The organism is Luteibacter anthropi (assembly GCF_023699965.1).
Lineage (GTDB): Bacteria > Pseudomonadota > Gammaproteobacteria > Xanthomonadales > Rhodanobacteraceae > Luteibacter > Luteibacter anthropi.
The window spans coordinates 1,042,620-1,057,095 of the sequence record NZ_CP077072.1 but is presented as its reverse complement, the minus strand read 5'-3'; the positions used below and the strand labels follow the sequence as shown (position 1 = coordinate 1,057,095).

18 protein-coding genes are annotated in these 14,476 nt (G+C 65.1%); 14 read left to right on the top strand and 4 right to left on the bottom strand.

All coding sequences use genetic code 11. From position 1 onward, the window contains the following. The first annotated feature begins 8 nt into the window (after window positions 1-8). The 6 genes from KR767_RS04915 to KR767_RS04895 all read left to right on the top strand — a co-directional run bounded on the left by KR767_RS04915 (window position 9) and on the right by KR767_RS04895 (window position 5,280). Complete coding sequence (locus KR767_RS04915) at window positions 9-515, top strand: DUF2244 domain-containing protein (protein ID WP_250878306.1); 507 nt, start codon at window positions 9-11, stop codon at window positions 513-515. Continuing rightward, window positions 512-1,414 (top strand): cytochrome c oxidase subunit II, encoded by a 903-nt coding sequence (gene coxB, locus KR767_RS04910; protein ID WP_166950125.1) that lies wholly within the window; start codon window positions 512-514, stop codon window positions 1,412-1,414. The genes KR767_RS04915 and coxB overlap by 4 nt, the downstream gene beginning before the upstream one ends. A gap of 37 nt (window positions 1,415-1,451) precedes the next feature. Beyond that, complete coding sequence (gene ctaD / locus KR767_RS04905) at window positions 1,452-3,065, top strand: cytochrome c oxidase subunit I (protein WP_166950123.1); 1,614 nt, start codon at window positions 1,452-1,454, stop codon at window positions 3,063-3,065. Between the two features lie 3 nt (window positions 3,066-3,068). After that, a complete protein-coding gene (locus tag KR767_RS21310; RefSeq protein WP_279588217.1) occupies window positions 3,069-3,194 on the top strand; it encodes a hypothetical protein in 126 nt (41 codons plus the stop codon). Between the two features lie 35 nt (window positions 3,195-3,229). Beyond that, a complete protein-coding gene (locus KR767_RS04900; protein ID WP_166950122.1) occupies window positions 3,230-4,120 on the top strand; it encodes a cytochrome c oxidase subunit 3 in 891 nt (296 codons plus the stop codon). A 791-nt stretch (window positions 4,121-4,911) separates the two neighbouring features. Then, window positions 4,912-5,280, top strand: coding sequence for a hypothetical protein (locus KR767_RS04895; RefSeq protein ID WP_166950120.1), 369 nt, complete (start codon window positions 4,912-4,914; stop codon window positions 5,278-5,280). Window positions 5,281-5,462: 182 nt separating this feature from the next. On the opposite strand, the gene KR767_RS04890 is transcribed toward KR767_RS04895, so the two are convergent. Then, on the bottom strand, window positions 5,463-5,699 hold the full coding sequence (locus tag KR767_RS04890) for a twin transmembrane helix small protein (RefSeq protein ID WP_072322441.1): 237 nt from the start codon (window positions 5,697-5,699) through the stop codon (window positions 5,463-5,465). Window positions 5,700-5,740: 41 nt separating this feature from the next. Between KR767_RS04890 and KR767_RS04885 the strand changes: the two genes are divergently transcribed. Genes KR767_RS04885 through cyoE form a run of 4 tightly spaced genes read left to right on the top strand, consistent with a single transcriptional unit; the run spans window position 5,741 to window position 9,093 of the window. After that, the gene (locus KR767_RS04885; protein WP_250878305.1) at window positions 5,741-6,451 is read left to right on the top strand and encodes an SURF1 family protein; all 711 of its coding nucleotides are present in this window, start codon (window positions 5,741-5,743) and stop codon (window positions 6,449-6,451) included. Window positions 6,452-6,467: 16 nt separating this feature from the next. Next, window positions 6,468-7,028 (top strand): hypothetical protein, encoded by a 561-nt coding sequence (locus tag KR767_RS04880; protein WP_250878304.1) that lies wholly within the window; start codon window positions 6,468-6,470, stop codon window positions 7,026-7,028. After that, window positions 7,028-8,179: a COX15/CtaA family protein gene (locus KR767_RS04875; RefSeq protein WP_250878303.1), complete on the top strand. Its 1,152-nt coding sequence runs from the start codon at window positions 7,028-7,030 to the stop codon at window positions 8,177-8,179. The genes KR767_RS04880 and KR767_RS04875 overlap by 1 nt, the downstream gene beginning before the upstream one ends. 47 nt (window positions 8,180-8,226) lie before the next feature. Continuing rightward, window positions 8,227-9,093, top strand: coding sequence for a heme o synthase (gene cyoE, locus KR767_RS04870; protein ID WP_243853278.1), 867 nt, complete (start codon window positions 8,227-8,229; stop codon window positions 9,091-9,093). A gap of 173 nt (window positions 9,094-9,266) precedes the next feature. Here the strand turns inward: cyoE and panS are convergent, their stop codons facing one another. Genes panS through hemH form a run of 3 tightly spaced genes read right to left on the bottom strand, consistent with a single transcriptional unit; the run spans window position 9,267 to window position 12,175 of the window. After that, window positions 9,267-10,223 carry a ketopantoate/pantoate/pantothenate transporter PanS gene (gene panS / locus KR767_RS04865; RefSeq protein ID WP_250878302.1) on the bottom strand — a complete coding sequence of 319 codons (957 nt, stop codon included), beginning with the start codon at window positions 10,221-10,223 and terminating at the stop codon, window positions 9,267-9,269. Window position 10,224: 1 nt separating this feature from the next. Beyond that, window positions 10,225-11,061: an alpha/beta fold hydrolase gene (locus KR767_RS04860; protein WP_166950108.1), complete on the bottom strand. Its 837-nt coding sequence runs from the start codon at window positions 11,059-11,061 to the stop codon at window positions 10,225-10,227. Beyond that, window positions 11,054-12,175 (bottom strand): ferrochelatase, encoded by a 1,122-nt coding sequence (gene hemH / locus KR767_RS04855; protein WP_250878301.1) that lies wholly within the window; start codon window positions 12,173-12,175, stop codon window positions 11,054-11,056. The genes KR767_RS04860 and hemH overlap by 8 nt, the downstream gene beginning before the upstream one ends. A 113-nt stretch (window positions 12,176-12,288) precedes the next feature. Between hemH and KR767_RS04850 the strand changes: the two genes are divergently transcribed. Genes KR767_RS04850 through tatC form a run of 4 tightly spaced genes read left to right on the top strand, consistent with a single transcriptional unit; the run spans window position 12,289 to window position 14,448 of the window. Continuing rightward, a complete protein-coding gene (locus KR767_RS04850) occupies window positions 12,289-12,996 on the top strand; it encodes a lipid-binding SYLF domain-containing protein (protein ID WP_250878300.1) in 708 nt (235 codons plus the stop codon). Window positions 12,997-13,054: 58 nt separating this feature from the next. Further along, window positions 13,055-13,291, top strand: a complete 237-nt coding sequence (gene tatA, locus KR767_RS04845) for a twin-arginine translocase TatA/TatE family subunit (protein ID WP_166950102.1) — start codon at window positions 13,055-13,057, stop codon at window positions 13,289-13,291. Window positions 13,292-13,304: 13 nt separating this feature from the next. After that, window positions 13,305-13,703, top strand: coding sequence for a Sec-independent protein translocase protein TatB (gene tatB, locus KR767_RS04840; protein WP_250878299.1), 399 nt, complete (start codon window positions 13,305-13,307; stop codon window positions 13,701-13,703). Next, window positions 13,690-14,448, top strand: a complete 759-nt coding sequence (tatC, locus tag KR767_RS04835; protein WP_166950099.1) for a twin-arginine translocase subunit TatC — start codon at window positions 13,690-13,692, stop codon at window positions 14,446-14,448. The genes tatB and tatC overlap by 14 nt, the downstream gene beginning before the upstream one ends. Window positions 14,449-14,476: the final 28 nt, after the last annotated feature.

Below are 14,476 nucleotides of genomic sequence, written 5' to 3'. Positions count from 1 at the left end.
GGATCTCCATGATCGTGCTTCGACCGACCGCCGCGGGCCAGCCGCGCGTGTTGTGGCTCAGGCCCAACCGTGCGCTGGGAAAGCGCGGTCTGTGGGGGCTCATCCTCGGTCTGGCGGCGATCGCCCTGGCGACGGCGGCGTTCGGTGCATGGCAGGGGAATGTGTTTGCTCCCCTGTTCGCGCTGATCGAGGTCTTCGCGGTGGGTTTCGCGCTTGGCGCGGCCTGGCGGGCCGGCGACAGGGGTGAACGTATCGCCATCGACGGGGATGTTCTGGAAATCCGGGTATGGCCCGGTCGCAGGATGTCGCGCTTCCAGACATACTGGGTCAGGGTAAGGCTGGTCCAACGAAACGGGCGTCAGCACCTTTTGCTTGCGTCGCACGGCAATCAGCTCGAAATCGGCGCGTTCCTTGGGGAAGAGGAACGGGTCGAGGCCTCAAGGAAACTCATGGTGCTGCTGTCCGAAGCCATCCGGCCAGACGCGCAGGTAGGTTCAATAAAGGTGCAAACATGACATCTGGCGGCATCGGACGATCGGTTTCGACGTGGGCTGCGGGAGCCGCGGCTTTGCTGGGAGGGACGGCGGCATGGGCCAATCCGGAACCCAACCAGCTGAACATGACCAAGGGCGTCAGCGAATGGTCGCCCTATGCGATGCACATGGTGGCGTTGTGGGTCTGCGTGGTCATCGGCATCGTGGTGTTCGGCGCCATGTTCATCGCCATGTTCCGCTTCCGCAAATCGCGCGGCGCCGTCGCCGAGAAGTGGACGCACAGCACGAAGCTTGAAATCGTCTGGACGGTCATCCCCGTCATCATCCTCATCTTTCTCGCGCACCTGGCCACCGGTGGCCTTACCACCTTCGCCGACACCACGGGCTCGGAAATGACCGTCAAGGTCACCGGCTACCAGTGGAAGTGGCGCTACGACTACGTCGACTACAAGGGCAAGGGCGTCAACCGGGTGGGCTTCATGTCCAAGCTGGAAGAAACCTCCGACCGCACCCGCCAGCTCCGTTCCAACCTCGACCCTGAAAAGATCAAGGTCGACGGCTACCCCACCTACCTGCTCGACGTCGACAAACCGCTCGTCGTGCCCGTGGGGGTCAAGATCCGCTTCGTGATCGTCGGCGGCGACGTCATCCACTCGTGGTGGGTGCCGGCGCTGGGCTGGAAGATGGACGCCATTCCCGGCATCGCCAACGCGGCATGGGCCAAGATCAAGGAACCGGGCGTCTATCGCGGCCAGTGCGCCGAACTCTGCGGCCAGGACCACGGCTTCATGCCGATCGTGGTCAAGGCAGTGCCGCAGGCTGAATTCGAGCAGTGGCTGGCGTCCCAGGAGGACGCGGCAAACGTCGAGAAGGCCGCGCAGACCGCGCAGGCCGCTCCCGCCCCGGCTCCCCAGGGTTAACCGAATCCACGCAGCATTAGTGTAGAGGTGTAAGTCCATGGCGCATGAAGCCACCCACGACCACCACGATCACCACGGTGCCCCTTCCGGATTCTTCCAGCGATGGGTGATGTCCACGAACCACAAGGACATCGGCACGCTTTACCTGATCTTCTCGCTGACGATGTTCTTCATCGGCGGCGCCTTCGCGATGGTGATCCGCGCGGAACTGTTCAAGCCGGGCATGCAGCTCGTGCAGCCGTATTTCTTCAACGAAATGACGACGATGCACGCGCTGGTGATGATCTTCGGCGCCATCATGCCCTCGTTCGTGGGCCTGGCGAACTGGATGATCCCACTCATGGTCGGCGCGCCCGACATGGCGCTGCCGCGCATGAACAACCTGTCGTTCTGGATCATGCCGTTCGCGTTCATCCTGCTGCTGTCCACGCTGTTCATGCCCGGCGGCGGCCCGGCCGGCGGCTGGACGATGTACCCGCCGCTTTCCCTGCAGGGTGAGTCGATCGCCTATACGATCTTCGCGATCCACCTGATGGGCATCAGCTCGATCATGGGTGCGATCAACATCATCGCCACCATCCTCAACATGCGCGCGCCGGGCATGGACCTGCTGAAGATGCCGGTGTTCGTGTGGAGCTGGCTGATCACGGCCTTCCTGCTGATCGCGGTGATGCCGGTGCTGGCCGGTGCGGTGACGATGCTGCTCACCGACAAGTATTTCCACACCAATTTCTTCAATGCCGCCGGTGGCGGCGACCCGGTGCTGTTCCAGCACATCTTCTGGTTCTTCGGGCATCCCGAGGTGTACATCATGATCCTGCCGGCGTTCGGGATCATCTCGGAGATCATCCCCACCTTCGCCCGCAAGCCTATCTTCGGCTATCGCGCGATGGTGTTCGCCATCGCGTCCATCGCCTTCCTGTCGTTCATCGTCTGGGCCCACCACATGTTCGCCGTGGGCCTGCCGATGGGCGCCGAGATCTTCTTCATGTACGCCACCATGCTCATTGCGGTGCCGACGGGCGTGAAGGTGTTCAACTGGGTGTCCACGATGTGGGGCGGCTCGATGACCTTCGAGACGCCGATGCTGTTCTCGATCGCCTTCGTGATCCTGTTCACCATCGGTGGTTTCTCGGGCCTCATGCTGGCGCTGGCCCCGGCCGACTTCCAGTACCACGACACGTACTTCGTGGTGGCCCACTTCCACTATGTGCTGGTGACAGGCGCGGCCTTCTCGATCATGGCTGCCGCGTATTACTGGCTGCCGAAGTGGTCGGGCCACATGTACAACGAGACCTGGGGCAAGATCCACTTCTGGTCGAGCGTCATCTCGGTCAACGTGCTGTTCTTCCCGCAGCACTTCCTGGGGCTGGCAGGCATGCCGCGCCGCATCCCGGACTACAACGTGGCGTTTGCCAACTTCAACATGATCAGCTCCATCGGCGGCTTCTGGTTCGGCGCCTCGCAGCTGATCTTCCTGGGCGTGGTGGTCCACTGCGTGTTCTTCTCGAAGAAGAAGGCCGCCGACCGCTCCTGGGAAGGCGCCCGGGGCCTGGAGTGGACCGTGCCGTCGCCGGCGCCGTTCCACACCTTCGACGTGCCGCCGGTCATCCATGACGACGAACTGGCCCACGGCAATACGGAGCACTGATCGATGACGACGATGTCCACCGACGAACTTGCCACGCGACGCCGCCAGGCGAAGCGCACCGCCATGATCGCGGGTGGCATCGCGCTGGGCATCTTCGTGATGTCGATCGTGCAGATGCTGAAGATCTAGGCCGCCAACGAACAGAACATCCACGGGAAGACACCATGGGTCAGCAGCAACACGACGTCTACTTCGTACCGAGCAAGAGCTATTGGCCGATCGTCGCGGCCGTCTCGATGTTCGTCACCGTGTTCGGTGCGGCGCACTGGCTCAATGCCCAGCCGGGCGATGCCGGCTTCGGCGAGACGATATTCTGGGTGGGCGTGGTGGCCATCCTGGGCATGTTCTTCGGATGGTTCCGCTCAGTGATCCGCGAATCGCTGAGCGGCAGCTACAACGACCAGGTGGACCGCTCGTTCCGCATGGGCATGATGTGGTTCATCTTCTCCGAGGTGATGTTCTTCGGTGCCTTCTTCGGCGCGCTGTTCTACGCCCGCATCTTCTCGGTGCCCTGGCTGGGCGGCGAGGGCCACGGCGTGCTCACCCACCAGTTCATCTGGGAAAACTACAACGCAGCCTGGGGTGCATCGGGCGGTGGCGGTCCAGGCAAGATCGGCGGTTCGTTCCAGACCATTGCGGCCTGGGGCCTGCCGTTGCTCAATACGCTGATCCTGCTGTCGTCGGGCGTCACCATCACCATCGCGCACCATGCGCTCAAGGCAGGCCATCGCAAGGCACTGCTGATCGGCCTGGGCGCTACGGTGCTGCTGGGCTGCCTGTTCCTGTTCTGCCAGGCGCACGAGTACGCCGAGGCGTACGAGCACTTCAACCTCACCCTGGGCAGCGGCGTGTACGGCGCCACCTTCTTCATGCTCACGGGCTTCCACGGCATGCACGTGACCCTGGGCACGATCATGCTGGCGATCATCTGGGTGCGCTGCGCCAAGGGGCATTTCACGAAGGACGACCACTTCGGCTTCGAGGCCGTGGCGTGGTACTGGCACTTCGTGGACGTGGTGTGGCTGGCGCTGTTCCTGTTCGTTTACGTGCTTTGAGGCGCTGAAGGGTTTCGCTCCGTAGGAAGGGCTCGCCTTTCGGCCTCGCGCTCGGCGCGTGAGCGTGGCGGCGAACGAGGCGACGGGGGCGGCCCTTGGCGCGCCGGCCTGCGGTGTCCCTCGGGAAAGGAGGAGCCGCTGCGCGGCTCAGTGTCTTATGGCTTACGCCCCTTCGGGCAGGGGGAGCGTGCGGGGTTTTTCGACTCGGCTCCTGCCTCGGCGAAAAAGGCCGGCCTTCCTGGCCGGCCCCGCTTCGCGGCCTTGTCCGCCCACTCCCCTCACCTCCATCAAGTCGCGCCAAGGGCCGCCCCCGCCGCCTCTCCCGATCTCACGGTGATCTTGTAGGAGCGCGCCTGCGCGCGACCGGTTGTCGCGAATATGTTCATCGTTTCGATTCATCCGGTCGCGCGCAAGCACGCTCCTACAACGCAACGGTGCTGCCGAAGGGGTGGGGGCGGATCGCATCCGCGATGGGTGCTCGCGAAGGCGTGTCTATCGCTCCGCAGGCATCGCCGATGCGGTCGGTTCCCACCCCTTCGGTAGCTGGGTGTCGAATCATGGTGTGCGACAGGCCCCGCCGACGTGCGAGAGCCGATCACATTGGCGATCAACCTCGCTCCCGCAACCTGACCCGCAGCTAAAAAATCCATTTCCCTATCCTGAACAGCCCCGGGAAACGTCAATCCCGCGTGAGGCGATTCGCACGATACTGCGACCATCCCCCGGTGCCGGCCCGAAGCCAGCGAGTCGCCACCGTTGCTCCTACGGACTGGTCTTCAGGAATGCGTCCCATGATGGCGTCGCTCAAACCCCTTCTGTTCGCCGCTGTCGCGGTGGCTTCGCTCTCCCTTGCCGGCTGTACCGAATGGGTGCGCCCGGGCACCGACCCGCAGACCCGCGATGCGGACCTGGCCAGCTGCAAGGCCTATGGCTACAACCGCATTCCGCCGAATGTCGTGTCCTACATGTCGAGCGACGGCTACTACGAGAAGGGCGAGACCAAGTGCAAGACGCGCGACGACGGCACCCAGGTCTGCAAGGAGAAGAGCGGCACGTACCACGATCCGGTCTATTCGGATAAGGACCTCAACGGCGACGCCCGCGATGCCATCGTGGACGACTGCATGTACCGCCGCGGCTACGTCCAGCAACAGCGCTAAGGCTGCTGTAGGAGCGCGCCTCGCGCGCGACTCCTGCATGCGACAGGCGCGGCGATAGCCGTGCCTTCGGCCCGGGTCGCGCGCGAGGCGCGCTCCTACAGGCTACCGGGCGGTGCAATGCCGCCGGATGCCCCCATCGGCACCGATTGCCGCACCGCGCCTTGGCCTGCCCCCGGGCCGCGCTAGAATTGACCGACTCCGTGCGGGTGCAGCCAGCCCATGAAGATGCCCAGCGCCACCATGGCGATGAGCAGCAGTGAAAGACCGATACGGCGGGTGAGGGCCCAGACGGTGCGTTTGCTCTGGCCCTTGTCGGTCATCATGAAGAACAGCGCCTGCCCCAGGTTGAACAAAACCACCAGCAGCAGGATCACCAGCGCGTATTTATAGATGGTTTCCACGTGACCGTTCCGCCCCATTGCGACAATCCGAGTATAGCGGCGGCCACGAGGCTCATTGCATGAGCTTTCTGCGCCGTCCGACGTGGTTCGCTGTCGCACTCACCGTGGCGGGCGTGCTGGTGTTCGTGCGCCTGGGCATGTGGCAGCTGGATCGCGCGTCGGAGAAGGAAGACCTGCTGCGGCGGTATGCCGCGGCCGCATCGGCCGGCGTGGAGGATTTCGGCCTGATTCCCGAGGTGCCCCCGCCGGATCGCTACCCGCGCCTTGAATTGCGCGGGCACTATGTCGAAGGTCACGAGTACCTGCTCGACGACCAGTCGCATGGTGGCCAGGTGGGCATGCATGTCTATGTGCCGTTCGCGGCGAAGGGGCATGATCGCGATTTGCTGGTCGATCTCGGTTTTTTACCGAAGGAAGGCGGTGCCACGCCGCGGCTGCCTCCGCTGCCGGTGGGCGAGACGACGCTTCGCGGGCTCTACGTGCCGCCGCCGGGCGTGGGCGTGCGTCTGGGCGGCGATCGCCTGCCGGAGCAGAAGGGCCCGCAGAAAACGATGGTCTATGTCGACCTGAAGGAGATCGGTGCCGATCTGGGGCATGGGCTGTATCCGCGCGTGCTGTTGCTCGATGCCGACCCCGCCAGCCTTTATGCGCGCGACTGGACGCCTGCGGTGATGCCGCCGGCGCGCCACCGTGCGTACGCATTCCAATGGTTCACCTTCGCGCTGGCCGCGCTGGTGATTTTCGTGCTTCTGCACCGTAAACGACGATAAGGGACGGCCCCGCTCCATGACCGAACCGAAAGCCCCGCACGCCAGGCCTGGCAACGGCCGCTTCAAGCTGGTGCTCATCATGCTCGTCTTCCTCGCGCCGATCGTCGCGGCGGGGTTGCTCACGCTGAGCGGCTGGCAGCCCGATGGCAAGGGCAACGGCCAGCCCATCGTGCCGCAGCGCAGCGTGGCCGATGTGCGAGTGGATGTGGCCGGCCAGCCGTGGGCCTGGCGGGACAGCGAGCCGCGTCTCACACTCGTGGCGCTGCCGGGGCCTTCCTGTGCCGCACGCTGCGTGGCAACGCTGGGCCTGATGCGCAACGCGCGCATCGTGCTCAATCGCAATGCCGATCGCCTGCGCCTGCTGTATCTCGGCGAGCCGCCGGCCGGTGCGGCGGGTGTGATGGGCGACTATGCCGCCGGCAGCGATGCCGCGAACGCCTTCGCCGAATTCCGTCCGACCGAGCCCGACAGCGTGGCCGCCGTGCTGGTCGAGTCCAATGCCACCGCGCTGGCCTGGTATCCGGCCGGATTCGATCCGAACGGCCTGCGCAAGGACCTCCAGAAGGTGATCCGTTGATGTCTCCCCGTGCAGTGAAAGCCCTGCGCACCCTGGCGTTGCTCGCCGCGATCTTCGCTTTCTGCGTGGTGATGTTCGGTGCCTTTGTCCGCCTGTCGAATGCGGGCCTGTCGTGCCCCGACTGGCCGACCTGCTATGGCAAGGCCACCTGGCCGGGTCATGCGCAGGACATCGCGCAGGCGAACGAGGCCTTTCCGGATCGCCCCTACGAAACCCACAAGGCCTGGCGTGAGCAGGTGCATCGTTTCCTCGCCGGCAGCCTGGGTGTGATGGTGCTGGCGATCGCCCTGATTTCGGCATGGCGCCGGCGGATGGCCGTGATGGCGGTGTTGCTGGCGGCCGTTTTCGCTGCGGTGGGTGTCGTGATGTACATGCGGGGCGAGCACGTGGTGTCGTCCGTGCTGTCGGCGTTTGCCATTGCCTTGCCGCTGATCGCTGCCGCGACGCTGGATCGCCCCGGGGCTTGGAAAGTCGGGGTAGTGGCGCTGGCCGTGATCATCTTCCAGGCCATGCTGGGCATGTGGACGGTCACCCTGCTGCTGAAGCCTATCGTGGTGATGGGGCATCTGCTGGGTGGTCTGGCGACGTTTGCCCTGCTGGCCTGGGCCGCATTGCGCTGGTGGCGCATCGGTTCGTCGGACGACCGCTACCGCGCGCTGCGTGCGCCGGTGTCCATCGGCATCGTGGTGCTGGTCTGCCAGATCGCGTTGGGTGGCTGGACCAGCTCCAACTATGCGGCGCTGGCCTGCGGTGTGGATTTCCCGAAGTGCCTCGGCCAGTGGTGGCCGGAGACCGATTTCCACCAGGCCTTCGTGCTCTGGCGCGGTATCGGCGTGAATTACGAGGGCGGCGTGCTGGATATGTCGGCGCGCAGCGCCATCCAGATCGCCCACCGCATCGGTGCGCTGGTGACCTTCTGCTATCTCGCCTGGCTGGCGCATCGCCTGGGTCGTGCCGGCTTGCGGGGCACAGCCATCGCCATCGGCGTGGTGCTGGTGGCCCAGGTGTTGCTGGGCATCGGCAATGTGCATCTCGGCCTGCCGTTGCCGGTGGCCACGGCGCACAATGGCGTGGCCGCCCTGTTGCTGTTTACCCTGCTCATGGCGCTTGCCCGCACGCAGCGCCTGCCCAGGACGATGGAGTCCCTGTGAATACGTTTCGCCAATACCTCGAACTGACCAAGCCGCGCGTCGTCGCGATGCTGGTCTTCTGCGCCGTGATCGGCATGTTCCTCGCCGTGGACTCCGACGGGCAGCGGGTGTTGCCGACCTGGCATTCGGGCATTTTCGGTGCGCTGGGCATCTGGCTGGCTTCCGCCTCGGCGGCGGCGTTCAACCACCTGATCGACCAGCGTATCGACAAGCTCATGGCCCGCACCTCGCACCGGCCGCTGGCGACGGGGCAGCTCACGTCGATGCAGGTATTCGTGTTCGCCATGACGTTGGGTATCGTCTCGATGCTGATCCTGGTGTTCCTGGTGAACATGCTCACGGCGGTGCTCACGTTCTTCTCGCTGATCGGTTATGCGGTGGTGTACACCGCCTACCTGAAGCGTGCCACACCGCAGAACATCGTGATCGGCGGCCTTGCAGGTGCCGCACCGCCGGTGCTGGGCTGGACGGCAGTCACCGATTCGCTGCACCCGTATGCCTTGCAGCTGCTGCTTATCATCTTCGTGTGGACGCCGCCGCATTTCTGGGCGCTGGCGATCTTCCGCGTGGATGATTACTCCCGCGCGCAGGTGCCCATGCTGCCGGTGACGCATGGCGTGAAGTTCACGCGCTGGCACATCTTCTTCTATACGGTGCTGTTGTTCCTGGTGACGCTGCTGCCGTATCTCACGGGCATGAACGGGCTCATCTACCTGTTTGGCGCCGTAGTGCTCGGTGCAGGGTTCCTCTGGTACGCGGTGAAGCTGTTCAATCCGCCGGATGATTATTTCCCGATGAAGATGTTCAACTATTCCATCATCTACCTGATGGTGTTGTTCGCCTTCCTCCTGGCCGATCACTGGCTGGTGCAGCCGCCGGTACACCTGCCCGTGCGCTTCGACCCCATCGTGTAGGAGCGCGCCGCGCGCGCGACCATTCATCGCGAAATCCGGTCGCGCGCAGGCGCGCTCCTACAGGGCGAACGGGTCGTTGGTGTCTCCGTCCGCCTTGCGCGTGGCCATTCATCGCGAAACCCGGTCGCGCGCAGGCGCGCTCCTACAGGGCGAATGGGCCGTTGGTGTCCCCGCTATCGTGTAGGAGCGCGCCTCGCGCGCGACCGGTCATCGCGAGATCCTGTCACGGGCCGGCCAGACCAATAGCCGGCCAGCATCGACCCTGACAGGTTATGCCAGACGGAGAACAACGCTCCGGGCAATGCGGCCAGCGGCGAGAAATACAGTTTGCCCAGTGTCGCCGCGAGCCCTGAATTCTGCATGCCCACCTCGATAGCCAGCGTACGACAGGTCGATTCGTCGAAACGAAACAGCTTCCCGCCCCAGTACCCGCTCAGCAGACCGATCCCGTTATGCAGCACGACGGCAACAAAGGTCACCAGCCCCACCGAGGCAATGGATGGCTGGCTGCCGGCAACGACGATACCGATCAATACCAGCACGCAAAGCATCGAAAACACCGGAAGCCCCGGTTCGATACGCTTCACCATGCGCCCGAACGTGTGATGCACGATCAGACCGAGGCCGATCGGCAGCGCCACGATCTGCACGATGCTGAGCAGCATCCCCAGGGTGTCGGGCGCGATGCGCGTATCCACGTAGAATCGGGTCAGCAGCGGCGTGGCAATCACGCCCACCAGCGCCGATACCGAAGATAGCGTGACCGATAACGCGACATCCCCCTTCGCCAGGTAGATGATCACGTTCGATGCTGTCCCGCTGGCGACACTGCCCACGAGGATCATCCCCGCGGCAAGATCCGGTGGCATGCGGAACAGCTTCGCCAGCACCCATGCGGCAAGCGGCATCACCAGGTAATGCAGGAAGGTTCCGGCAAGCACCGGCGCCGGACGCAACAGCACGCGCCGGAAATCGTCCACGCTGAGGGTCACGCCCATGCCGAACATCACCAGCATGAGCAGCTGGCTGATCCACGGTGCGGCAGGCAGGAAAGCACCCGGCCGTATATACGCCAGAAGCGACACGAGGACGGCCCACAGCGGAAACAGGCGCGTGACGATTCGCAGCATGTCAGAAGGCAGCCAGGACCCAGTCGGCGACGGCCTGCGGGTGTTCCAGGTGCAAGTGATGCCCGCCGTCCATATGGGTGACGCGGATGTCGTCCACGCAGTCGATGCGCACCTGCATGGCTTCCGGTTCCAGATAGGGCGCATGGGGAAGAGCGAGCAGCAGCGATGTCGGCACGCCGAGACCCAAAAGGAGGGACATCACCTGGGTTTCGGCCAGCCGGATTGCGGTGGGACGCGACAGGCGCGGATCGCTCCGCCAGCTGTGTCCGCCGATGACCTGACGCAGTCCCCGCTCGACGATAGGACGTGCCAGGGTGGCATCGAGCCCACTGGCGATGGCACGGGCCCGTGCGGCTTCCTCGATGCTGGCGAACACGCGCAACGGGCGGTTATTGCCGTTGGCGGAGGCAAGTCCTTCGCGAAAACGCTCCAGCGTGCGCGAGCCATCGTCGCCCAGCGGCCCCAGCCCCTCGATCAGGGCCAGTGCGCGCACGCGTTCAGGCGCGGCAATGGCAAGCATCGTCGCGACACCCGCACCCAGCGAGTGGCCGAGCAGGTGGAAGCGGGGCAGGGCGAGCTTGTCGACGGCGGCGAGCAGGGCACGCACGTAATCGACATGCTGGTAGACGCTGCCGGGCGGCAGGTGCTGCGAATGCCCATGACCGGGCAGGTCGAGCGCGATCACATGGAAGCGGTCGGCGAGCCATGGTGCCAGCAGCGAGAAGCTGGCCGCATTGTCGAGCCAGCCGTGAACGAGCAGCAGCGGCGGTGCGTCAGGCTGACCCCAGGTCAACCCGGCCAGTTCGAGGCCGGGAATCTCAAAGCGCAACTCACGCATCGGCACGCACCTGCCGCGCGCGTTCGCGCGAGGTAGCCAGTCGCGTGGCGGCCGCAGCAGGATCGTAGCTGGGCGATGCTTCGGGCCAGCCCTGCGTATGGCGAGCGACGAGATCGGCCAGCGCCTGCACATGGGCTGCATCGGCATTGAGGCAGGGGATGTAGCTGAGCGTTTCGCCACCGGCCTCGCGGAAGAATTCGGCATTCTGCATGGCGATTTCTTCGAGGGTTTCCAGGCAGTCCACGGCGAAGCCCGGGCTGATCACGTCGATCCGACGCACACCCTTGGCGCCCAGGGCGCGCACGGTTTCGTCCGTATAGGGGTGCAGCCAGCGTTCGCGGCCCACGCGGGACTGGAAGCTCAGCGAAGCTTCGTCTTCCGTGAGCCCCAGGGCTTCGCGCAGCAGGCGGCCGGTCGCATGGCAATGGCAGAAGTAAGGATCGCCCGCATGCAGGTAGCGTTCGGGGATGCCGTGGAAGCTCATGAGCAATTTCTCGCCCCGACCATGGCGTTCCCAGTGGGAACGCACGCTGTCGGCCAGCGCAGCGATGTACGCCGGCTCGGCGTGGTAATCGTTGACCTGGCGAAGCTCGGGTGGCCAGCGCAGGGTCTTGATGGTGTCGGCCACGGCATCGAACACGCTGCCGGTGGACGTCGCCGAATACTGGGGATACAGAGGCAGCACGAGCAGGCGGCGTACGCCCTCGCTCTGCATGCGCACGATGGTGTCGCGCACGCTGGGCCGGCCGTAGCGCATCGCCAGGGCGACGCTCACCGGGCCGGGCAGGCGACGGTCGAGCTCGGCCTGCAACGCGGCCGCCAGTGCTTCGCTGCCCACGCGCAGGGGTGAACCGCGCTCGGTCCAGACCTTCGCGTAGGCATGCGCCGAACGCTTGGGGCGCACCCGCAGGATCACGCCGTGCAGGATGGCTTTCCACAGCAGCCTGGGATACTCGATGACGCGAGGATCGCCGAGGAACTCGGCAAGATAAGGGCGCAATGCCGACGCGGTGGGTGCTTCGGGTGTACCGAGGTTAACCAGCAGCACCCCCGTGCGGGCGGGAATGTCATGGGAATACCCGGCAAGGCCGGTATAGTTGGGCGTACCTGGCATCGGCGTGACGGCTGTTCGCGGGGGATCGCCGCAGTCTGCCACAGCGTGGCGCGGCCCCGCTCGCATCCATTGCCGCAGCCTTCGATGCCCCTCGCTACCGATAGGAGCCCCTGATGACCCGACGTACTGCCCGCCTGCTTCTCCTTGGCCTCGTGGCCCTGCTGCCCGCTTTCGCGGTGCAGGCCGAATCCCGCCGCCAGGAAGCCCTGAACCAGTCCGGCGACGCGGTCCGTGTGCTCGACGACATGTTCAACACCAAGGATGGCGCGCCCGACAAGCAGCTGCCTTCCGACCTGCTCAAGAACGCCAAGGCCATCGCGGTCATCCCCAGCATGATCAAGGCGGGCCTGATCTTCGGCGGCCGCCACGGCAATGGGCTCATCTCGGTGAAGTCGGCTGACGGCACCTGGTCCAACCCCAATTTCATCTCGATGACCGGCGGCAGCGTGGGCTTCCAGGCCGGCATCTCGTCCACCGACGTGATCCTGGTGTTCCGCACCACCCGCGGCGTGGACAACATCGTCAACGGCAAATTCACGCTCGGCGCCGACGCCTCGGCGGCGGCCGGCCCGGTCGGGCGCACTGCCACGGCGGCCACCGACGGCCAGCTGAAGGCCGAAATCTACTCGTATTCGCGCAGCAAGGGCCTGTTCGCGGGCATCGCGCTGGATGGCGCCCGATTGGCCATCGACGACGATTACAACGAGGCCGTGTACGGCAAGGGCGTCACGGCGCGGCGGATTTTTGAAAACGGCGTTGAGAATGTACCCAACGAAGTAGTGAATTTCCGCGATAAACTGGAAGAGTACACTCAGAAGTGACGGTGCCCTCCCGGTGCCGCCCCGTCCCACCGGCCTTTAGCGGGCCTTCGAGGTTTCCATGAGCATTACCCATATCGTCCTCCTGCTGCTCGTCGTCGTGCTGATCTTCGGTACGAAGAAGCTGCGTAACATCGGCTCGGACCTGGGCGGTGCCATGCGCGACTTCAAGAAGGGCATGGACGGCGGCGACGAAGAAGCCGCTCGCCGCGAGGAGAAGCTGCGCGCCGACCCGCCGCCGGCCGCCGCCTCCACCGCCCAGCGCGAGAACGCCGAGTCTCACGACCGCAACCCGTGACCCTGGCGCCGCCATGATCGAGATCAGCTTCGGCAAACTGCTGCTGCTCGCGTTGGTGGCGCTCATCGTCCTCGGTCCCGAGCGCCTGCCGCATGCCGCCCGCACGGCGGGCGCGCTGCTTCGCCGGGTTCGCAACGGCTGGGACAGCGTCCGTTCCGAGGTAGAGCGCGAGATCCAGGCCGAGGAAATCCGTCGCACTATTCGTGAGACGGCCGAGAGCGCCCGCGCCGCCCACGACAGCGTCCGCGACGACCTGCGCGCCACCGGGGCCGACATGCGCCAGACGGGCGAGCGCATGCGCGAGACCTTCACCGACACCCAGCCCGCCGCTCCGGCGGTGCAGGCCGAGACCACGGCCATCGCCAGCGACACCCCGCCGGCGCCCAGGAACGAGCCGCATGACCGTAGCTGACCCCGATCCGTCCACCGAGGGCGGCATCGAAGAGGGCCTGTTCTCCCACCTGATCGAGCTGCGTTCGCGTCTGTTGCGGGCCATCGTGGTGCTGTTGCTGGTGCTGCTTGCCCTGGTACCGGTGGCGAACCATCTGTATGCAGAGCTGGCCAAGCCGCTGGTGGAGCGCATGCCGGCCGGTGCGCACCTGATTGCCACCGAGGTGGCGAGTCCTTTCGTTACGCCGCTGAAGCTGGCCTTCTTCGTGGCGCTGTTCATCAGCATGCCGATGATCCTGTACCAGCTGTGGGCCTTCGTGAGCCCGGGCCTGTACAAGAACGAGAAGCGCCTGGCCCGGCCACTGCTGGTGGCCTCGCTGGTGCTGTTCTATTCGGGTTGCGCCTTTGCCTACTTCGTCGTGCTGCCGGCGGCCTTCAAGTTCCTCAATGCCGTGACGCCCGATGGCGTGGCGATGATGACGGACATCACGCATTACCTCGATTTCGTGATGCTGATGTTCTTCGCCTTTGGCCTGTGTTTCGAGGTGCCCGTGGCCGTGGTAATCCTGGCGGCGATAGGCATCGTGGATGCCCAGAAGCTGAGCAAGGGACGCGGCTACGCCATCGTGGGTGCGTTCGCCATTGCGGCGTTCATCACGCCACCCGACCTGCTGTCGATGGTGATGCTGGCCGTGCCGATGTGCCTGCTCTACGAGCTGGGCCTGCTGGCGGTGCGGTTTCTTCTGAAGGCGCCTGAGCAGGGGTAGTCACCTGCTCAGGGCTGCGATCCCGTCG